Source organism: Paenibacillus sp. FSL F4-0100 (assembly GCF_037993005.1).
Classification (GTDB): domain Bacteria; phylum Bacillota; class Bacilli; order Paenibacillales; family Paenibacillaceae; genus Paenibacillus_AQ.
Window position 1 is genome coordinate 6,581,154 of the sequence record NZ_CP150303.1, and the last position, 20,691, is coordinate 6,601,844.

Below are 20,691 nucleotides of genomic sequence, written 5' to 3' on the forward strand. Positions count from 1 at the left end.
CGTTCCCTTAGGGGAGTGATTCACTTTATGATCGCTTTTCTGCAGAATCTTCTAAGCAGATCAAGTGTGAACAGGAGGATTGAACATGTCCACAATTGTGACACCATTTACCGATCAGAGAATGGCCGAGATCGTTGCGAAAGTCCAACGCGGCGAACGCCTGAATCTTGAAGACGGTGTGTATTTGTACCAAACTGATGACCTGCTGACCCTCGGGCAGCTGGCTAATGAAGCAAATTTGCGCAAGAACGGGAAGAAAGTTTACTTCATAGAGAACATGAGTCTCTATTTCACGAATGTATGCGAATCCTACTGCGCTTTTTGTAATTTCCGGAAAGATCAAGGCGAGGAAGGCTCCTATACCCTCTCCGGCGCTGAGATGATTGAATATGTCGAGCAGCATATTCATCCCGGCATTCGTGAATTTCACATCGTTGGCGGACATAATAACCATGTGCCGTTCCAGTACTATGTAGATTCCCTGAAGGCATTGAACGAGCGTTTCCCGGAAGTAACGCTAAAAGCCTATACGGCGGCGGAGATTGAATTCTTCACTCGCATTAGCGGACTTAGCACAAAGGAAGTACTCCAGGAACTGCAGAAAGCAGGCCTTCAATCCTTAACAGGCGGCGGCGCCGAGATTCTGTCCGACCAATATCGTCAGAAGATGAAAGTGGACAAAGCCAACGTGGATCAATACCTCGACGTTCACCGTACCGCGCATAAACTTGGCATGAAGACACACACCACCATGCTGTATGGATCGATCGAGAGCCACGAGGACCGGATCCGCCATATGCTGCAAATTCGGGATCTTCAAGATGAAACGAACGGATTCATGGTATTCATTCCCCTATCCATGCAGCCGAAGAATAAGAATGCAGGCATCATGCGCCGCAATTCAGCCTACGAAGATTTGAAAACCATTGCCATCAGCCGTTTGATGCTCGATAATATCGATCACATCAAAGCGTACTTCATTAATATCGGGGCGCAATTAACTCAAGTTGCTCTCAGCTTCGGCGCTTCCGACGTCCATGGTACGATCCTCAAGGAACGTATTAGCCATGCTGCAGGAGCCTTAACACCGGAAGGGCTGACACGCAAAGAGCTGGTCTGGCTCATCCAAGGCGCAGGCCGGATTCCGGTTGAACGCGATACCTTCTACAACGAGATCAAGGTTTACGAATAAATCTTACCAGCAGGGATTTAAGCAAACGAGAGACGTTCCAAAAAACGGAAAACAGGTTAAAGAGATAATATAGCGTGGGTAACCTAAGCCGCTTCCAGCGGCGTTTTTCTTGCGAATCGGCGCTCACCTTCTTATCTCTTGAGAAAGGAAGAAATTTATGAAAAAGCTCGTCATTCTCGGCGGAGGCTATGGTGGTCTTGCCCTAATTCAAGAATTATTCAGCGGCTATCTTCCTCCGGACGTGGAGGTCGTGCTCATCGACCGCATGCCATACCAAGGACTCAAAACCGAATATTACGCGCTGGCAGCAGGCACCGTGGCCGATACCGCCGTTCGTGTTAAATTCCCGGTGTATGACCGCCTCCAAATTGTATATGGTGAAGTCACATCCATTGATCTAGAGAAGAGGCTTGTTAACCTGACGAACAACGATCCCGTGGAATACGATCAACTCGCCATTGCTCTGGGATGTACGGACCGTTATCATGGAGTACCGGGTGCTGAAGAATTCACGTTCAGCCTGCAATCTTTCTCTGCATCCCGGGAAACCTATCTGCACCTGAACAACCTCAGACCTTATGGTCATGTTCATATCATTGGCGGAGGCTTAAGCGGCATCGAGCTCGCTGCCGATCTTCGTGAAAGCCGGCCTGACCTTAATATCGCCATCTTGGACCGAGGACAACGGGTACTTTCTTCTTTTCCTAACCGTTTGTCTGCTTATATTCATCGCTGGTTTGAGGAACACCATGTGGACATCCACAGCGGCGTTTCCGTATCCCGAGTTGAGAAGGACGCCGTGTACAATCTGGATGTGCCAATCGCAACCGACCTGGCTGTATGGACGGCGGGTATTCAGCCCGTAAAGGTCGTACAGGATCTGGATCTGCCAAAAGACCGCAGCGGACGCATTATGCTGAACGAGTGGTATCAGGTTCCTTCCCATCCGGAAGTGTACGTGATCGGCGACTGCGCCAGCCTCCCGTTCGTCCCAAGCGCCCAAGCCGCTGGGGCTCAAGCCGAGCAAGTGGGACATGTCATGAAAGCTTTATGGCGGGATGATACGCCAAAGGTATCTCCGCTGAAGCTCAAGGGAACCCTCGGTTCCCTCGGCAAACATGCAGGCTTTGGACTCATGGGCAGCACCTCGGTTCTGGGCCGGGTACCAAGGATACTGAAGAGCGGCGTTCTCTGGAAATCCAAGCGTCACTACTAGCACTGAGCAGGCTGCAGGCGCTTTGTAGATCCTTACGGAAGGAATATGCCAGGAATCAGGGTCAGCTTTCCTCTTCGCTGTCCTGAAAGCTTTCCAGTTTGGCTATGACAACGTCAAGCAGTTCTTCAGCCGTGGGAGCCTCGACCCATTCGCCATCCACATAAGCGAAGGGCATCAGATAGCACTGGCCGCAGCTGGTCAGGCAGCCGTATTCGATGACTTGACAATCATACTTGGCTTCAAGCGTCTGTAGAACTTTATCCGTGCCAAAATAGGAATTGCTTGTGCAAAACTCAATGATTATGGACATTGTGATTAGACCTGCCTTAAGATTGGCATTTTATTTTGCCGGTTTATGTACTATAATATAGGGAGGAAAGGAGTTGAACAAGATGAGTGAAAACACGCAAACCACTGTATATGATGAAGTGGCTGAAGTGCTTGATAAACTTCGTCCGTTCCTGCAGCGCGACGGCGGTGACGTGGAACTGGTTGACGTTGAAGACGGCATCGTTAAGCTGAAATTGATGGGTGCATGCGGTAGCTGCCCTAGCTCCACCATTACTCTGAAGGCAGGGATTGAACGCGCCCTGGTTGAAGAAGTAGAAGGCATTCAAGAAGTAGTTCAAGTATTCTAAATCTTCTTTAACTATAAAGAGTCTTGGTTTCCCTCGTGGAACCAAGACTCTTTTTTTGAGATAAAAGAATGAATAAGTTTTCAGCGAAGCGTAAGCCATTCTTTAATCGCATTTATATGTTTTGGGGTCAGCAAGTATTGGGAATAAGCATCGAAGCATAGACTCCACTTTGTTGTGGGGTTGTATGTTATTCCGGCTTAATCAACGGGCGGATCGGGTCCAGCCCACCGGATATATCCATGATATTGCCAGTAATGAAATCCGAATTATCCAGGCATAAATATTCGATCACCCTGGCGATGTCCTCCCCGCTTCCCGATCGTCCGCGCGGGGTCAGCCCATCTTGAATGCCCGAAACTTCATCGATGGTCTTCTCTTTATTGGCTCCGCGGATGTCCCCAGGACAGATCATATTCACGGTGATTCCATACGGTGCTTCTTCCACCGCAAGCGTCTTCGTAAAGGAGACCAGGCCCACTTTAGCAGCCGCGTAGGCTGAACGCTGAGGCCACGCGCGGGCTTCTCCCGCATGTCCGAATCCAAAGTGGATGATGCGTCCCCACTTCTTCTCCCGCATGGCAGGCAGAACGCGGTGGTCCAGCAGCATGACGCCGGTTAAATTGCCATTCACCATATGGACGATTTCGTCCCGGCTGTACTCTGAGAACAGACGACGCTCCCGAATGAAAGGGCCTGCGTTGTTCACCAGGATATCGACGCTTCCCAGCTGCTCCTCCGTCTGATCCACCAATGAATACAGCTCACGCTCGCTGGCGATATCGGCTTTAATCGCAATAGACTTCACGCCAAACCCCTCGATTTCACGGGAGAGCGCCTCCGCTTCATCCTTGCTGTTTACATAATTTATAGCCAAATGACATCCCTGCCGAGCTAACGACAGCGCCGTCATTTTCCCCAAACCTGTCGCACTGCCTGTAATCAGCGCCACTTTTCCCTTCAAGGCTTTCCCTCCTCAGATGGATATCCTTCCTTCAGTATAAAAGATTTGATAAAGCCTAACAACTTGCAACCCGGCATAGATGGCCGCCACACAAAAAAAAGAAAGGACTTATCCATAAAGACCCACGGTCTTTTGGATAATGCCCTCTCTTCACGGATACGATGAACTAATCTACAGCATCATCGAGCCTTTGGCTCGAATTAGAATGCCGGAATGACAGCACCTTTGTACTCTTCTTCGATAAAGGTCTTCACGTCCTCGGAAGTCAGCGCTTTGGCCAATTTTTGAATGGCGTCGGAGTCCTTGTTATCCGGGCGAGCTACCAGCAGGTTGGCATAAGGGTTCTCTTTGTCTTCGATAAAGAGTGCATCCTTTGTTGGGTCCAGTCCCGCTTCAAGCGCGTAGTTCGTGTTAATGACAGCCAGATCCAGCTCATCCAGCATACGCGGCAGCATGGCGGCTTCAACTTCCTTGAACTCCAGGTTCTTCGGATTTTCCACGATATCCTTAGCGGTAGCTTCAAGCTTGGTTTCATCTTGCAGCTTAATTACGCCATTCTTGGACAGCAGAGTCAACGCACGGCCTGCATTCGAAGGATCATTCGGGATCGCCACAACCGCTCCATCCTTCAGCTCATCCGCAGATTTAATGGTTTTGGAGTAAGCACCCAGCGGCTCCACATGCACCGCGATCACGGATTCAAGATTCAATTTACGCTCTTTGATTTCGTTATCCAGGTAAGGCTTGTGCTGGAAGAAATTCGCGTCGATTTCTTTGGAGTCCACTTGCGTATTTGGCAAAACATAATCCGTGAATTCCACGATTTCCAGGTTCACGCCCTCTTTTTCAAGCGCTGGTTTAACATGCTCCAAAATTTTGGCGTGAGGTGAAGGCGAAGCGCCTACTTTCAAGGTTACGGTCTCTTGAGTGCCGCCTCCTGTTGTTCCCCCTGGCTCAGCTGCTTTATCCGCAGGCTTGCTGCCGCACGCAGCCAGCACCGTAACCAATGTCAAACTGATCAATGCCAATGTCCATTTTTTCATTCTAAAAACGCTCCCTCCGAAAATATATTATTTTTTATATTGTCTTCCTTGATGCCTCATCCATCCCGTTATTTTCTTGTAAAATGTCGGACCAGACGATCTCCTGCCATTTGCAGCAGCTGTACCAGCACAATCATTAATACGACGGCCAGAATCATGATCTCGGTCTCATAACGGTAATACCCATACTTGATGGCCAAATCTCCTAAACCGCCTCCGCCGACTTGACCGGACATCGCGGTATACGATACCAGGGTTACAATCGTGATGGTCATCCCAGCCAGCAAGCCCGGACGAGCCTCCGGGAGGAGAACCCTCCATACGATTTGGCTTGTCGAGGAGCCCATGGCATGAGCCGCTTCAATCACGCCTTTATCCACTTCATTCAAAGCCGTTTCTACGAGCCTAGCGAAGAATGGCGCAGCGCCGATCACGAGCGGCGGAATGGTTCCCAGCACGCCGTACGAAACACCTACGAGCGACTTCGTAATCGGGATCATCGCAACGATCAGAATAATGAACGGAACCGAACGCAGGATGTTCACAATGAACGACAGGATCGTGTAACCGAAGCGCACCAAACCGGATGTAGATCTTGCAGCCATGTAGAGCAGCACGCCAACCGGCAGTCCGATGATGAAACTGAACAATGCCGAAGCCCCCAGCATCCGAAGGGTATCCAATGTTGCCGTCCATATCTCTTTCCAGTCGATCTGGGTAAAATCAAGCCCGAACATTAATGAATCACCTCCACGTCTAATCCTTGTTCCAGCAGCTTCCGGATCGTGTCTTCTATGGCACGCTCTTCCCCTTCGAAACGGACGATGAGCTGGCCATACGGCGTTTCTTTGATCGTGGAGATCGTGCCCTGCAGAATTGCAAAATTCACGCCCGTCTCATGAACGGTATGGGACAGAATCGATTCGTACGTTTTCGATCCAAGGAACGTAATCTGCACCGCCCTCGAAGGTCCGTTCGCCTGGCCCTGAATGGCCAGCCGCAGCGCTTCGCCGCTGTCCATCTCCTGGCGGATAAATTCCTGGGTTACTTCATGTTTCGGCTTCAGGAACACTTCCGTTACCGGCCCTTGCTCCACAATGCCGCCCTGATGAATGACGGCGACCCGGTCGCATATGCTCTGAATCACATGCATCTCATGGGTAATCAGCACGATCGTCAGATGAAACTTTTTATTAATGTCCAGCAGCAGGCGCAGGATCGAATCGGTCGTCTGCGGGTCAAGCGCCGAAGTGGCCTCGTCGCACAGCAGCACTTCGGGATCGCTTGCGAGCGCTCTGGCTATGCCGACCCGCTGCTTCTGCCCGCCTGATAGCTGGGACGGGTATTTGTCCCGATGCGCCTCCAAGCCGACCAAAGCCAACAGTTCGGATACCTTGCGTTCCATTTCAGCCTTTGGTGTCTTGATCAGACGCAGCGGAAACGCAATGTTATCGTACACCGTCGCGGAAGATAACAAGTTAAAGTGCTGAAAAATCATGCCGATTTTGCGGCGTTCCGTCTGAAGCTGCTTCTTGCCAAGCGACGTTAAGTTCTTCCCGTTCACCCACACCTCGCCCGAGGTGGGACGCTCCAACAAATTGATACAGCGGATCAATGTACTTTTACCTGCACCGGAGTGTCCGATGACTCCGAAGATTTCTCCTTTTTCAATCGACAAATCCAATTCGGACAACGCAGTGGTTAAGGTTCCCGCTTTTCCGTACTGCTTCGTCAATTGCTTGAGCTCAATCAATCCGATAATCCTCCTTTTTCCGTAGCTTCATATCTATTTACCCAAAAGAAAAGAGCCTCTTTTTGTAGAATCAAAAAGGGCCCTCTTTACGTAAAAGTCAACGCCTTTTCTCATCTGTCAAAGCCAAGGGATATCCTGTAGCTTTGAAGGAATTAGCACCATGTCACTCCAAGCGTCACTGCGTTAAGCAATTACACGCTGGAGTCGGTTGCCGGGCTTCATCGGGCCTGTCCCTCCGCCTCTCTCGATAAGAAAACATCGATATGAAATTTTTCCGATTAATTTGATCTGATTTAATAACATTTAATGAATGCAATAGTTAGTATAGATTCTTTTCAGGTTTTTGTCAAAAGGAATTTCATGGCGATTTTGTGCCTAAGCCCTGACTCCATTTTTCCCCCAAAGCTCGTTCGTATATTTATAAGAGGCCGCCAGACTCCGGCATACCATATCGACACCTTGTTTGAGATCGTCCAGGTGCTGATCGATATCCTCCAGCTCGATCTTGTCCGACAGCCCTTGATGACGCTGCCATAAATCATCCTGCATCTCGGAATTCATGTAATGGATTTCGGCGTTGCGCCGTTTCCGGAGCGAGTTCAGCGGCGTTTTGTAACGCTCCTTGATCGCTTCCAGCTCTTTGGCCAGCTCTCCGTGGGCTTTCAGGAATTTAAACTGCCGCAGGACCGTAAAATAAGAGAAATGCGCCTTCACCTTGGAGGTATGAAGATCGTACAAATCGTTCAACACCGTCCCCAGCTTGTCAAGGATCGAGAATACCCGTATGAAGCCGTTTTTGTAAAAATACACATATCGTTGATATTCCCCTTGCTCCTGAATCGACATGTCATCGATGTAACCCGATTTGACCGATTGACTGAAATGCCTTGCCGCATTCCAGCTCTGTTCCAGCTCATCCAGGGAAACGATCAACCCCCGGGTCCAAATCTCAAGCTTGCGAAAGTCATGCGTCGGATCCTGATTTTCCTCCATTTCCTTCTGCAGCAGCCGGGTTGTCTTGACCATCGATTCGATGGCTTCCTCAAGCAGTCCGTTATTGTGCCGGGGCTGTTCCCCAAGTAACATACGAAGCATGGCGTTACCCCCTCGAGTCATCAAATTAATCTTCATTCTTGGACCGCTATTTATCGAAATAGTGATTCCACCGCGTTTAACCGTCTTCACGATATCCTCACGCGGGAACAACTCATCCCGGGTATCCCGATTTCATTCGTGTTTCAATGACCAGAGGATTGTTCTTATAGGATGTCCCCGAAACGACCAGACAACCCCCACAGAATGGAGCGACTTGAGATATCCCCGGGATATCGCCTTCGTCAATCTTAATAAATATAAACTAATCCGTTGCGGGATCAAACCTTTTCAATACTGCTTCCAGCGTCTCCTTGATATCGGACAGGTCGAGCGGAAGGTTTGGCTATCATCCACTTCCCTCCTCACTATACAACAAAGCCCTCGAACGCTGGTTCGGGGACTTTGCATAAACGACGTTGCCTTAAATTCGATCTTTTCGTTTAATGATTTTCGCTTCTTTTTTATACAATTTTTTCACGAGACATGCTATGATCCGGCCGCATTTCGGCTTTAACCGGCTTGCTGAGCTGCCATACCCTGACACTTAAATAACAGAGTACGCCGAATAAGGCCGCGATCAGCAGTGTATGTCCCAGCGCGGAGAATACGTAAACTTCCTCGTTATGCATCGTTGCCATAATGAGGGCACCGCTAAACACTTGCAGCAAGCAGAGCACGGTTGCCGAAATGCCCAGCATCTGTATCTCCCGGTTGTCGCGGTTCCGCCAATATGCAAAATGCCCCATTACCGCAACCACGATCAGCAGCAGAAGCGCTGCCACCCGGTGCATAAAGGCAATGCCGACTCCACCGCCGAGCTCCGGGATCACTTCCCCGTTACACAGCGGCCAGCCCGAGCAACCTTCTCTAGAATCGGTGTGGCTGACGAATGCACCAATATAAACGACGATATAGCTATACAGGGTTGTGCCCCAGACTAAATTACGGAAACCCTTGCTTACCCGAGGTAGACGTTCCAAGTCTACGGGCCCCTTCGCCTGTTCTACCCGCCGCATACCCAGAGCCAGCATGACGGAGCTAGCAAACGCAATCAGCGAGAAGCCAAAATGCAGCGCCATAATCGCAGCCGATTGAGGTTTAACCACCGCAAGCGCACCCATGATCGCCTGCACTACAACGAATACCGAGGTCCCGATAACATAAGCCATCAAATCCCGGCGATCCCGCTTGTACTTCCAGAACGCAATCAGCGAAGCCAGCGCGGCCAACCCCGCCATTCCGCTGACAGCCCGGTGGGAATACTCAATCATGGAGGATACCGTGTAAGCGGGAACAAATTTACCGTTGCACAGCGGCCACTCCTGGCCGCAACCGAGTCCCGAGCCCGTCTTTGTCACAACCATGCCTCCGAACGTCGCGAAGAACATAATTAAGCATGTTATGTAACTCAGCCATTTTAATTGTTTATCATTCACTTATCTCACCTGCTGCTCATAATCATTCACTATTTAAACCTTTACGGGATCGCATCGTACACAGTCCACATTTCATTATACCTGATTCTGCCGCTACGGTCACTTGAGCGATTGTGACAAAATGTTCAAAAATGAGAAAAACCTTCATGATACAGGTACTTGACTTCTTCACCCTACCTCTAACTGATATGTAAAACAACACCGCCGCCAGTTATAGATCAAGGCGGCGGTGCTATAGTCACTCTTACTTATGAATCGTACTGTATACGTCCACGGCACGCTGCAGGAAATCTTCAATCTCCTGGCGCGATTTGCGGAGTTTGTTAACGTAGCGAACCAACTCGCGTCCATCGGAGTATGCAACAAAGCTAGGGATACCCATAATATTTTGCTGCTGACTCACGTCACCGACAGCATCGACGTCAACCTCAACCAGAGTCAATTGGTTTGAGAACTTTGTCTCAACCTCCGGCATGAATGGATCGATAAACTTGCAATCGCCGCACCAGTCTGCTTTAAATACGGCAACAGTCAGTCGCGGAGACTGGATTGCAACCTGAAATTCTGCTTCTGAAGTGATTTTTTCCATTGATTATCTCCCCTTTACGTCGAGTTCCTTCACCCTTAGTGAATCAAAATGTTGAGTGGAAGTCAAATTTTAGAGCATACTGACATTATGATGCTCACAGGCTGGGATTAACCATCAGAAAGTGCAGGTGACCCCCGAATGCACTCGAATGGAGTCAATGATAATAAAAACCGGGGCAAGGATGTATGGTCATGGACGGCAGCTATTCCGCAAGCCCTGAGCGAATCATGGTCGGGGATGATCGCATCGTGGCGATTCTCCTTAAAGCTCCGGACAAGCAGAAACGAATTGCGTTGGGACTACACAGCCGTTAGAACGATTCGCAGGCAGCTCAAGGATATCCTCTCCTCCCATCCCTATCTGCAGCAGAGCGTTTCCCCGTTTCCGCTCCCTTCCATGCAAGGGTATAGCGATATTCGGATTCATGAGACCGGTCCAGAGGTTCAGCTATCTCCAGAAGAGCAGGAGTTGAGTCATCATATTCAAGAGGCCACAGCTGCAGCCAACCGAAGTAACGTGACCCGTACGCAAGCCTATTGGGACTGCTATGTATCACAACCTGAGCTGCATTGGGCCTTTCTGGCCCACATGGTATCGCGTAATGCCGGGTGGAATATGAGTGATCTGAAGGGTGGATTGATGTCGGATCTTATGAATCCGACATTTAAGAACAACCTGTATCGCTTCCTGGAGCGCTGCAATGCACTGATCTTCCAGGACGCCTATCCCCAGCTGCTGCTCTATATACACAGTCGAAAAAAAGGTAAGCCCCTATTTCATTTGCTCCCCCACTTTCATGTTTCAGCGTTCATGACACCGTTCTGGGAGCAGTTCTGGCATGATCAGAGCAGTTCGCTGCTTACGGTAGCCCTGATCATTAATGAGCAGAACTATATTGAGGGGCGTGTGGCGAGACACCCTTTTTACCTACAGCATATTCTACAGGATCCCTTCTTTCGGATGCATGAGCTGACCCGGTTGAATCAAATCGTGTTTCCGCTGGGTCAAGTCCATCGAACAGAGTCGGGCGAAAGCCCTGCCCAGAAGCCCTTATCCCCAGCCAGGCCGCTGGCTGGACTTACCTTACCCAAGTTTGACGACCTGTCCATTCGGATCAAGGCAGGCCGTTCGCTGTATGCTTTATTGTTTGGGTATGAGGAGATATACCGCGAGGTGCTGGCATTCGCACGATCCACCAAGCATCAGGGATCGCGCGCCGAATATTGGCCGGCCTTATTTACGCCGACGCTTGAGCAAGCCATGAATCATGGCCACGCGGGATCTGACCTCATCACATCAGAATGGCTGCCCGATGGCCAGCGTCTGTACAGCCCTTATCTTGAAGAGATCTGGGAGGATGAGACCCCCGAGCCGATTCCCCGGTACGACTGGTATCAGGGCCGGGCGATGTTTAGGCATATTCGTAAACCGTTACGGCCGCTGCTGCCGGATATCACCCATGCCCATCGGGCCGCTCTGGAGAAAACCTCCATCGTGCATGATGTGTCTGATCAGTTCCATCGGCATTAAAATAAAGAGACCGTCCCGATACTACAAGGATGGTCTCCATTCGGTTCTATTCACACGATAAGTGAAACTAAGTATATGTTTTTATCCCCGCTTCCGCATACGTGCAGGCTGCAGTCTCATAAGCGGACGGAACACTTTCTGCAAAATGCGCGGGTAACTGCTCAGCTCCGATTGCCGCAATACGCCAAACACCACCAGCAGGACAAGATATATAATGACCACGGCCACGCCTACAACCAGGCAAGTCAGCAGGAAGGCCAACCGTGCCGGCATGATATCAACCATTTGAATACCGGCCAGATTGAGGCCATATCCAATTCCCCCGGCGGCAATCACCGTCAACAAGAAGCCCGTCCAGCGTTTGCCCAGGATGGAGAAGGATACAATCGCTTTAATCGATCTTATATTCAGTATCGTAATAACAAGGAAACAGAGCGCCGTGCTCCCTATGATCCCGTAGATCCCAAAGAACGGAGCAAGCAGGAAGCTGGCTGCAAGCTTAATTGCAACCCCGATCATCACGTGAATCATCGAGAGTTTGGCCTTGCCGATTCCAAGAAGAATGGAATTTGTAGTCATCATCGTGATCTGGAAAATCGTACCGAACGTCAGAAATCCAATAATCCCGCTGCCGCCCAAGGAACTAAACAGCAATCCATTAATGGAATAGGATGCCACGCATAGCGCAATCACCATCGGCATCCCCGTCAATATGGCTATACGCATAGCCAGCGATACTTGCTGTTCCAAATGCTCCTGGTCCTTCTTCGCAAAAGCCGCAGAGATGATCGGAATAAGCGAGGTGCTGAGGGCAATGGCTAGAATCGGCGGAATCCCCGCCACGCTTTGAGCCCGGTTTCCCAACACCGCGAGGGCTGCTGTCGCCTGATCCAAACCAATCTGCCCGATCAACAGCGGCTTCACTATAGAACTGTCAATGAAGTTAACAGCCGGAACTGCCAGGGAAGACAGCACAATCGGTATGGACAGCGTGAATATATCCCGGTATATCCCGCCAAGCGGAATGGAACGGTCCGCCGCCGGCATCTTGAGCTCACGATCGCTTCGGCGAAGTTTAACCGTGAAGTACAGCATGACTGCAAACGCGCCGATACTGCCGAGTACGCCACCGAAGGAAGCTCCGGCCGCAATCCAGGTATCGTCGTATCCCATCCGCAGCAGCACATAGGCCAAGCCGATGGCTGTCAGAACCCGTGCAATCTGCTCGATGATCTGAGATATGCCGCCAGCTGTCATGTTATTACGTCCCTGGAAGTATCCTCGCATCATCGCAATGGCCGGAAACAGCAGAAGCGCTGGGGCGAGTGCCTGAATGGCCGCGGCTGCCTCCGGCTGCTTAGAAATATGGGTAGCATAATAAGGAGCTCCAAAATATAGCAGCAGCGTCATGACAATACCCGCTACCCCGGCAAAAATAAGTGCAGCATGATAGACACGCCGAGCCTCCGCAGGCTTATTCAAAGCATGACGCTCGGATACCATTTTGCTGAGCGTGCTGGGAATGCCTGCCGTTGCTACCGTTAACAGCATTAAATATACGTTATTGGCGATCGTAAATGAAGCGTCCCCTATATCGTTCAGCATATGCTCCAGCGGCACCCGCTGGACAAGACCCAGCACGCGGGCTACCAGCGCTGCAGCGGCCAAGATGATCGTGCCTTTAATAAATGACTCTTTCTTTGACAAAACCGTACCCTTCTTTCTCCTCCAAAGCGCCTCTTACAGCGATTCCTAAGCGTCTATTAGAAAACCCAAATGAAGAAAATAATAATCATCGCGAGCTGTAAAATAATCTTCACCACAATGCTGCTGAACAAGCCAATGACCGATCCGAAACCAACCTTCATGGATTTGCTTGGTCCCGAGCCTGCCAGCATTTCACCCAGAAATGCCCCGAGGAATGGTCCAATTATCAATCCAAAAGCGGGAATAACGAACGGTCCGATAATCAGTCCGATGGTGCTGCCCCATATCGAGGCTTTGGAACCGCCGAGCTTCTTAACACCCCAGGCGTTAACCGCATAATCGGCAATGAAGAGCACTACTAGAATGATCGTCTGAATAATCCAGAACCATGCATTGTAATGCTCAAATGTAAAGAACCAGCCGTAAACAAACAGCGCCAGGTAAATGGCGATAACCCCCGGCAGAATAGGGTAAATCGCCCCGGCCATCCCAATGATAAACAGAGCGATGACAATAATCCAGCCCAATATGTCCATCAACATCTCACCCTTCGATCAAAATATGATCCCTGATGACCTCAACGATGCCGTCCTCATTATTGCTGGAAACCACAAGGTCAGCTTCATCCTTAACCGTCTGCTGGGCATTGCCCATAGCCACGCCGAGTCCGGCCTGCTGAATCACAGCCAGGTCGTTCAGGCTGTCACCTACGGCTACGACTTCGGACATGCTAATTCCGAGCAGCTCGCACACCTGTCCGATTCCGGTCGCTTTGTTAACGCCCTGCGGATTGATTTCCAGGTTATCCGGCGAGGAGTTCGTGATCTCCAGTCCTCCCATATCCTGCAGGCGCATCAGAATGTTGTGGCGTACCTCATGATCATTCGTGTTGTAACCAAACTTCAGCCACTCCTGATTCGCGACATCGCCGATCCAATTCTCAGAGTTATATAATCTTTCTACTGAATACGCCCAGAACCATGACCCGGTTTCAATTGCTAGTGCGTGCATTTCCTCCACGAGCTTGCTGTCGAGCAGCGCTCGGCGGTGCAATTCATATGGCGCACGCCATACCTCGCCGCCGTTCACCGTTACCATCGGTGTCGTCAGTTCAAGCTGTTTGGCATACGGATAGGCATCCTGAAACGGACGACCTGTCGAGAGGCAGACGTGAATGCCGTGCCGTACCGCTTCCTTGATCCACTTCACCGTTTCCTCCGACACCTCATGATCGTCCCGCAGCAGCGTACCGTCCATATCCAGTGCCAACAACCGATATTTATATTTCATGGTATTAACCCCCTTACGAATCATCAGCAAACATAACGACATTTTACCACAAAAGGCAGGGTGTCAAAACATCCCCCCATGAATAGCAGCCACCTAACAGGCCAAAACTGAGATAAAGCCTAGCCACAATGAGGATTTCCCCACGCGCTCGAACCAATCACACGACCCTTGAAATAAATAAGCAATGTGAAAGAAAGAATATGACTTCCTTTGTGCTACGATATTTACTGAAAACAACCCTGAAAGGAGTCATAAAATCATATGACCAAACCTAATGAGAACCCCGTCGTGACGGCAGAGATGCTCATTCGAAGACCGGTAGCCCAGGTATTCGAGGCTTTCATCGACCCTGAGATTACAACCAAGTTCTGGTTTACCAAAAGCAGCGGCAAGCTTGAGGAAGGCCGTCATATCCGCTGGGATTGGGAGATGTATGGGGTACATGATGACGTGTACGTTCAACATATTGAAGTGAATCGCCGCATCACGATCGAGTCTTCAGACCGGACCCAAACCGAATGGACATTCACGCCACGGGGCGATCATGAGACCTTCGTTGCCATTACCCATTCCGGATTTACAGGCAGTGCGGATGAAATGGTGCAGGGAGCTATTGATTCCATGGGAGGATACACCATGGTGCTCTGCGGCCTCAAAGCGCTGCTGGAGTTTAACATCGTCCTGAATCTGGTAGCGGACAAAGCCCCCTGACGCCCATGTGTAACGGATAAAAAACGGCAGCCAACCCATTGAGGGCTCTTGGCTGCCGTTTTGCTGCTTATTATTATTGATTTGAATTTCCATCCTCATTCTCGCCCTCAGTATTTTTAGGGTGAGGCGTACCGTCGAGTCCGTAAATTTCGTCATAAGCATCGAAAATTTTGCGGGCAACCGGCGCGGCACTCTGGGAACCAAAGCCTGCTTCCGGTATGACGACGGCGACGGCCAGCTTCGGATTTTGCCGTGGTGCAAAAGCGATGAACACCCCGTTTTCCACCCTGATCCGAGAACCGTTTTTATAAATATCTTGCTCGGATGTTCCTGTTTTCCGTGCAAAATCATATTTAAAATCTTCAAAAGCTCGGAGCCCCTGCGTATTCATCCCTGCAATGACTTCATTCCAGTACTGCTGCGGGAATTCCGCTTTATTCAATACCTCGCGTTTGAATTCCTTAATCACATTGCCGTCCTGATCTACAATCTTGCTCGCAAGCTGCGGCCGAATGCGTTCTCCCCGATTGGCAAGCGTGCTGGCATACTGCGCCAATTGGAGCGTCGTATATTTACCGGACTGTCCGAATGAAGCGTATGCCATGGCAGCCAGATAACTTCCCGCCTGCTCGATATTGGTATACTCGATGATTCCTTTATGCTCCTTCGGCAGACCGGATTCGGTAGATACCCCAAGCCCGAATTCCTTCATGTATTCATCCCATTTTTCAACGGATTCGGAGCCGTATTTGTTATACAGTCGTTCTCCGATCCAGTCAACCATAAAGGCGTTGGAGGAATGCTCAATCGCTTGTCTCGCATTCAGAGATCCGTAGGCTCTACCGCCCGAGTTCCGGACTCTCGTATTATCCTTACCGAAGAATGCTGCACCGCCATCATAATAATAATCGTTCGGCCCGAACAATTTTTCATTAAGTCCAATCAATACTGTCAAAGGCTTCATGGTGGAACCGAGCAGCACGACCGATTCCAGATTGTTGCCGGATCGACCGGAACTATATGGAGAAATCGTTCCGTTGCCATAATACTTCATGACCGATTCCCAATCATCGGTCCCATTCTCCCATACATTCGGATCATAATCCGGCATGCTGGCCATGGCGACAATATTCCCGGTATCCACCTCCATCGCTACGGCATAACCCGTTTGCGCATTCGGATGCGTTTTACCGGAAACCGTATTGGCGTGAAGCCATTTCAGCTGATCAATGATCGCCTGCTGCGTAACCTTCTGAATATCCTTATGAATCGTCGTATGAATATTGTAGCCCTTCTCCGGGGCAATCATGGTCGGCACCCCGTCCGCCATGTTCTGCGGATTAATCGGAATCCCGATATATCCGTTCTTGCCGCGCAGCTCATCCTGGAACATCATTTCGAGTCCGTCTACACCGACCTTCTCCTGCTCCGTGTAGATAAGTCCCGGATCTTTTTGCTTCTTGTTCTGCTCATCAATCTCTTTATATTTTTCCAGTGTCTTAATTCCGCGGAACTCTTTCAAATAACCAATCGTTTGAACGGCAATTTTATCCTGGTTATATTGACGCTGGCTTTCTTCAACAACCTCTATTCCAGGATACTCGTTCTTATGCTCCATGAAGTAAGCCACTTCTTTAGTCGAAAGATCTGCCTTAATGCGTCTCGGCTCATAACCCGGCTGCTTGTTGAATTCCAGGTCCATCGCTTTGATCACATCATCCACTGTCAACTTTTCGGCTTTTGGATCACCATATTGTTCGAAGACCTTGACCATTTCCTCGGCCAGCTTTTCGATCTCCGGACGGTTCTTCTTCCCTCGTTCGGATGAACTGTAATCCTTTAACAGCGTTAAATACAGTGCTTGGGAGGGTGTTGAGTATGCAAGCGGCGTACCGGAAGCATCGATGATGCTGCCCCGGATCGGCTGAAGCGGGAAATTTTTAACCTGCCCACCGGTTTCGAGCTCTTTTAGCTCAGGCCCTTCAACGAACTGCAGTATAGCAAGACGTATAATAACGACACAGAATATGATAAAAGTGCTGAAAAAAAATAGATTAACCCGCAAGTTAAACTGACTGCCGGCATCTCGTTCTTCTTGTTTGCGCTTATCCGGCCTAAACCCTTTCACGTATGCTTCTCCCCTTTATCCACAATCACATAAACCCATATTAACATAAACGCCCCCCCACTTCATCTGGAAGGCTCCTCCTACGGGCAAGGGCGAACTTCCCTTGCTCAAAGTCCGCCCTTCTCCTCCGTATCCCAACACATCTATCAAAACACTTGTTCTTTTATATGTGTCTCATTGAAGCGCGGCGGATTAAACCAGTTGCCGCTCTGTGCCCAGGTCGGGTCCAGCGGTATCCATCGCTTCTCTTCGCTCAAGTAGACCTCATTCCAGGCGTGGGGACCATAACCGCCTTGACCATTATATCCCCTGCCAGTTACGACCCGAACTTTCAGATCCTGAGACCGGGCCATCATGGCATACAGCCGAGCATAATCAATGCACACGCCTAACCTTGTTTCGTACGTATCCTGCGGTGTCTGCTCTTTCCATATCCGCTGCTCTTCATACAATGTCACTTTGTCGTGATCATACGCTATTCTGCTGCCAACCCAATCATAGAGCTTTCGGGCTTTCTCTTCATCGGTTGACGCACCTTTCACGATATGGGCTGCCGTCTGCTCAATGCCCTCGGGAATCTTGTGGTCGATGACCTCATACTTCCGCTGAATGATCCCATTCAATTCTTCTTGAACCGATTGGGTAAAGACCGGCAGCTTCTCGCGGACGAGAGAACCCGACAAAGGTTCTATCACAGCCCTCGCTCCCTGCTGATAAACCGGTGAAGCCTCAACGTACCGGCTGAAGCCGTGGTCGGGATTTAGACTGACGTAGATGAATAAGATCGCAATAACAATAATGCTCCGGGCAGCACCCATGATGACGCCAATTCCCGCGCCTGTTAGCCGGCTCAGCAGCGATGCCGACGTATCTTTTCTCGTTCCGAAGAGTCCCAGCCTGCCTCCCATGATCAGGGAAACGAGCAGACGCAGCATAAATACGATAAGGGCGTAGCTTAACATAAACAGCACCGCAAACCGGAGCAGCGGGAAATCCGCCAGCGATTTTACGGCTGTATAATAAATCTGTTCCCAGAAGCGCAGCTCCCGATTCGGTAAACTGGAGGCCGTCCCTAGCCAATCGCCTGCCTTGGGTGATAACCATAATGTAAAAGGAACGGAGATCGCAAGCCCGACCAAGCGCAGCACCGCATCCCCCAGAAAAAAAACAAGCTTCCCGGCTGACCGGGAGGCTCCGCGACTCCATCCCTGCAATAGTGAAAAAACCACAATCAGCAGCAGCAAGATGGTGATTCCGTTCCCACTCAGCACACTATCCTTCCATGCCGACATCAACGGTATCCCCTCCTCTCCCCATGATGTCTTGTCAACCGATGTAAGCGAGCTGCAGCACTAAAAACGCTGCCGCCCTCGTACATTCGCTTCCGATTGCGTTTCATTTTTTTTATTTAGAGGCCGTATTGCTCTTGGCATCATCGATAAAGCTCTGAATCGTATCGTTGATATCCCACTTTCCTACCGAAACACCGCGGAAAGTGACTTCAACCTCTTCGGAACCGTCACTTCCTTTCAGCTCCAGATTAGGAGCTTTAATGGAGTAGGTACCGTCCCCATTCGAAGTATATTTTGCTTCCTTCGCTTCTTTCATCATCATGTTCAGCGCTTCTTTTTTTATCGTGTCCACCGTTTCTTCCTTCACCGTAGTTACAACCTCGCCGATTTTATCCAGGGAAATTCCGCTATACACCAACAATCCCACGATGATGAGTACGGCTAGCGCCCACTTAATGACGGTTCTCACCACATTCAGCACAATAAACAAGATAATTAAGGCGATGGCAATGACCAGCCAGTTTTGTTTAAGAAATTCAATCCAGACCTGAGTATCCAATTCAATTCACTCCCGTTCATCGTTTCAAAAGCGGCGGTTCATGCCGTCTTATTAATTATACATGATACCCCGCAAAGCTGTCAGCCAACCGGGTCTTTTCACAAAAAGGTATAAGCTTGCCCTTTCGAACGTACAAGTAGTAGTACCATATCAACTTTTGCCGGATAGGAGGGTGCCATATTGAAAACCGCATTATGGCTCTATATGTTTTTGTTTCTGGCGTTTTTTGATTTGCATGCTCAGTATCCAGTACTGACGCCCTTTGCCATCTCCCTTGGCGCAGCCCCTACGTTTATCGGCTGGATGATGGGCATTTATGCTTTAACTCATCTGCCTGGCAATCTGCTTGCAGGCAATCTGATCGATCGGCACGGCAGCAGACGCTACATTATTTTCAGCTTAACCGCTGCTGGTGTTATCCTGCTGCTCCAGGCTCATGTCCAACTGCCCTGGCAGCTGCTGGTGCTCCGCTCGATCAGCGGCTTCGTCTTGGCCTTTTTGTCACCGGCCTGTTTGGCGCTGCTTGCGTCTCTCTCCCGGGATCCTGTTACGCAAGGCAAATATATGTCCGGTCATGGCGTGATCCACACTCTTGCCTCTGTCTTGTCACCGGCCGCCGGCGCTTTCATTGTAGCCAAAGCAGGATTTTCCAGTACATTCCAGAGTCTGGGCTGGCTTTTGATTTTCACCGGCTTGATGGCGTTTCTCAGTCTCCCGAAGCCTCTGTCAGCCGCTGATAGAGATAAAGGGCAGGCTGTTCCGATCAACAGCGGGACACCGGCGCGGCTTCCTTTTAGCTTGCGCTTATATCTGATTCCATTTGCTATCGCATGCTCTCAAGGAATCCTGTTCTTTGAAATACCGCTGCGGGAAAGCGGGCTGGCAAGCATTATGTCCACCGGGCTTCTATTCTCCGTCATTAGCCTTGGAGCTCTGGTCACATTAAGCATGCTGTTTCTCAATCGTTATGCGCCCTATATCAGGGTGACCATCGGCGTATTGGGGCTCGCTATTTGCTTCTACGCCCTGGCTGCAGCAGACCATGTACCGATCACGGTCATCCTGTTTGCGCTCGGACTTGCTAAAGGATTGCTGTTTCCGGCATTATCCTCACTGTTCATAGAGCTAAGCGGCGGAGGCAGACTCGGGAAAGTCTTCTCATTGCAATCCATCGCCATGTCGCTGGGTTCCTTTGTAGGTCCTATTGCGGCAGGACAGCTCCGAACGGTGGTGTCCCCTTATTTTATCGCGTTTCTGATGCTGATGACCGTGCTGCTGCTGCTCCCCAAACGCAATCGTGAAGCACCTTTAACAGCTGTCTCACCAGAAACCCCAATCTCAACCGTCTAAGGAAGCTGTACCAGTCTTAAGCCAGCGCCCAAAAAGATAAGGATGGGCCAATACACAATCCATATGGGTAAAACCACATAAGATACAGTGTGGCAAATGACCACGTACATCTAACCAAGGGGTGAAGTAATCATGAGTCATGTTCATCATCATAAACATTGTCATACAGGAGGCCATGGAAATTCTGTAGGGATGGTTCTT

General features: G+C 50.0%; 20 protein-coding genes and 1 riboswitch. Of the genes, 6 read left to right on the forward strand and 14 right to left on the reverse strand.

Annotated features, from left to right (window positions below; all coding sequences use genetic code 11):
• The first annotated feature begins 85 nt into the window (after window positions 1-85).
• Complete coding sequence (mqnE, locus tag MHH48_RS29935; protein WP_076324841.1) at window positions 86-1,192, forward strand: aminofutalosine synthase MqnE; 1,107 nt, start codon at window positions 86-88, stop codon at window positions 1,190-1,192.
• Between the two features lie 157 nt (window positions 1,193-1,349).
• Window positions 1,350-2,408 carry an FAD-dependent oxidoreductase gene (locus MHH48_RS29940; RefSeq protein ID WP_076324842.1) on the forward strand — a complete coding sequence of 353 codons (1,059 nt, stop codon included), beginning with the start codon at window positions 1,350-1,352 and terminating at the stop codon, window positions 2,406-2,408.
• 61 nt (window positions 2,409-2,469) lie between these two features.
• Here MHH48_RS29940 and MHH48_RS29945 read toward each other — a convergent pair whose 3' ends face one another.
• Window positions 2,470-2,718, reverse strand: coding sequence for a YuzB family protein (locus MHH48_RS29945; RefSeq protein WP_076324843.1), 249 nt, complete (start codon window positions 2,716-2,718; stop codon window positions 2,470-2,472).
• Between the two features lie 82 nt (window positions 2,719-2,800).
• Here MHH48_RS29945 and MHH48_RS29950 point away from each other — a divergent pair, with 82 nt between their 5' ends.
• Window positions 2,801-3,046, forward strand: coding sequence for a NifU family protein (locus tag MHH48_RS29950; protein ID WP_006212609.1), 246 nt, complete (start codon window positions 2,801-2,803; stop codon window positions 3,044-3,046).
• A gap of 187 nt (window positions 3,047-3,233) precedes the next feature.
• Here the strand turns inward: MHH48_RS29950 and MHH48_RS29955 are convergent, their stop codons facing one another.
• The 7 genes from MHH48_RS29955 to MHH48_RS29985 all read right to left on the reverse strand — a co-directional run bounded on the left by MHH48_RS29955 (window position 3,234) and on the right by MHH48_RS29985 (window position 9,923).
• Window positions 3,234-4,007, reverse strand: a complete 774-nt coding sequence (locus MHH48_RS29955) for an SDR family oxidoreductase (protein WP_076324844.1) — start codon at window positions 4,005-4,007, stop codon at window positions 3,234-3,236.
• A gap of 200 nt (window positions 4,008-4,207) precedes the next feature.
• On the reverse strand, window positions 4,208-5,050 hold the full coding sequence (locus MHH48_RS29960; RefSeq protein ID WP_076324845.1) for a MetQ/NlpA family ABC transporter substrate-binding protein: 843 nt from the start codon (window positions 5,048-5,050) through the stop codon (window positions 4,208-4,210).
• 68 nt (window positions 5,051-5,118) lie between these two features.
• Window positions 5,119-5,787, reverse strand: coding sequence for a methionine ABC transporter permease (locus tag MHH48_RS29965; RefSeq protein ID WP_076324846.1), 669 nt, complete (start codon window positions 5,785-5,787; stop codon window positions 5,119-5,121).
• Window positions 5,787-6,803 (reverse strand): methionine ABC transporter ATP-binding protein, encoded by a 1,017-nt coding sequence (locus MHH48_RS29970; protein WP_076324847.1) that lies wholly within the window; start codon window positions 6,801-6,803, stop codon window positions 5,787-5,789. The genes MHH48_RS29965 and MHH48_RS29970 overlap by 1 nt, the downstream gene beginning before the upstream one ends.
• Before the next feature lie 107 nt (window positions 6,804-6,910).
• Window positions 6,911-7,057: riboswitch (SAM riboswitch) on the reverse strand.
• A gap of 121 nt (window positions 7,058-7,178) precedes the next feature.
• A complete protein-coding gene (locus MHH48_RS29975) occupies window positions 7,179-7,898 on the reverse strand; it encodes a Cthe_2314 family HEPN domain-containing protein (RefSeq protein ID WP_076324848.1) in 720 nt (239 codons plus the stop codon).
• A 461-nt stretch (window positions 7,899-8,359) separates the two neighbouring features.
• Window positions 8,360-9,334 carry a heme A synthase gene (locus MHH48_RS29980; RefSeq protein ID WP_076324849.1) on the reverse strand — a complete coding sequence of 325 codons (975 nt, stop codon included), beginning with the start codon at window positions 9,332-9,334 and terminating at the stop codon, window positions 8,360-8,362.
• Between the two features lie 244 nt (window positions 9,335-9,578).
• On the reverse strand, window positions 9,579-9,923 hold the full coding sequence (locus MHH48_RS29985) for a thioredoxin family protein (RefSeq protein ID WP_076324850.1): 345 nt from the start codon (window positions 9,921-9,923) through the stop codon (window positions 9,579-9,581).
• Window positions 9,924-10,061: 138 nt separating this feature from the next.
• On the opposite strand from MHH48_RS29985, the gene MHH48_RS29990 reads away from it, so the two are divergent.
• A complete protein-coding gene (locus MHH48_RS29990) occupies window positions 10,062-11,453 on the forward strand; it encodes a DUF2515 family protein (protein ID WP_076324851.1) in 1,392 nt (463 codons plus the stop codon).
• A gap of 81 nt (window positions 11,454-11,534) precedes the next feature.
• Here the strand turns inward: MHH48_RS29990 and MHH48_RS29995 are convergent, their stop codons facing one another.
• Genes MHH48_RS29995 through MHH48_RS30005 form a run of 3 tightly spaced genes read right to left on the reverse strand, consistent with a single transcriptional unit; the run spans window position 11,535 to window position 14,450 of the window.
• Window positions 11,535-13,160, reverse strand: a complete 1,626-nt coding sequence (locus MHH48_RS29995; RefSeq protein ID WP_076324852.1) for a polysaccharide biosynthesis protein — start codon at window positions 13,158-13,160, stop codon at window positions 11,535-11,537.
• A gap of 56 nt (window positions 13,161-13,216) precedes the next feature.
• Entirely contained in the window at window positions 13,217-13,696 is a 480-nt protein-coding gene (locus tag MHH48_RS30000) for a DUF456 domain-containing protein (RefSeq protein ID WP_076324907.1), read from the reverse strand.
• Between the two features lie 7 nt (window positions 13,697-13,703).
• The gene (locus MHH48_RS30005) at window positions 13,704-14,450 is read right to left on the reverse strand and encodes a Cof-type HAD-IIB family hydrolase (protein ID WP_076324853.1); all 747 of its coding nucleotides are present in this window, start codon (window positions 14,448-14,450) and stop codon (window positions 13,704-13,706) included.
• A gap of 261 nt (window positions 14,451-14,711) precedes the next feature.
• Between MHH48_RS30005 and MHH48_RS30010 the strand changes: the two genes are divergently transcribed.
• Entirely contained in the window at window positions 14,712-15,161 is a 450-nt protein-coding gene (locus MHH48_RS30010; RefSeq protein ID WP_076324854.1) for an SRPBCC family protein, read from the forward strand.
• Between the two features lie 73 nt (window positions 15,162-15,234).
• Here MHH48_RS30010 and MHH48_RS30015 read toward each other — a convergent pair whose 3' ends face one another.
• From MHH48_RS30015 to MHH48_RS30025, 3 genes are all read right to left on the reverse strand, one after another.
• Window positions 15,235-17,289, reverse strand: a complete 2,055-nt coding sequence (locus MHH48_RS30015) for a penicillin-binding transpeptidase domain-containing protein (RefSeq protein WP_076324855.1) — start codon at window positions 17,287-17,289, stop codon at window positions 15,235-15,237.
• Between the two features lie 146 nt (window positions 17,290-17,435).
• Complete coding sequence (locus MHH48_RS30020; protein WP_144023501.1) at window positions 17,436-18,584, reverse strand: transglutaminase domain-containing protein; 1,149 nt, start codon at window positions 18,582-18,584, stop codon at window positions 17,436-17,438.
• A 109-nt stretch (window positions 18,585-18,693) separates the two neighbouring features.
• On the reverse strand, window positions 18,694-19,140 hold the full coding sequence (locus tag MHH48_RS30025) for a hypothetical protein (RefSeq protein ID WP_076324857.1): 447 nt from the start codon (window positions 19,138-19,140) through the stop codon (window positions 18,694-18,696).
• A gap of 180 nt (window positions 19,141-19,320) precedes the next feature.
• On the opposite strand from MHH48_RS30025, the gene MHH48_RS30030 reads away from it, so the two are divergent.
• Entirely contained in the window at window positions 19,321-20,490 is a 1,170-nt protein-coding gene (locus MHH48_RS30030) for an MFS transporter (RefSeq protein WP_076324858.1), read from the forward strand.
• Window positions 20,491-20,691: the final 201 nt, after the last annotated feature.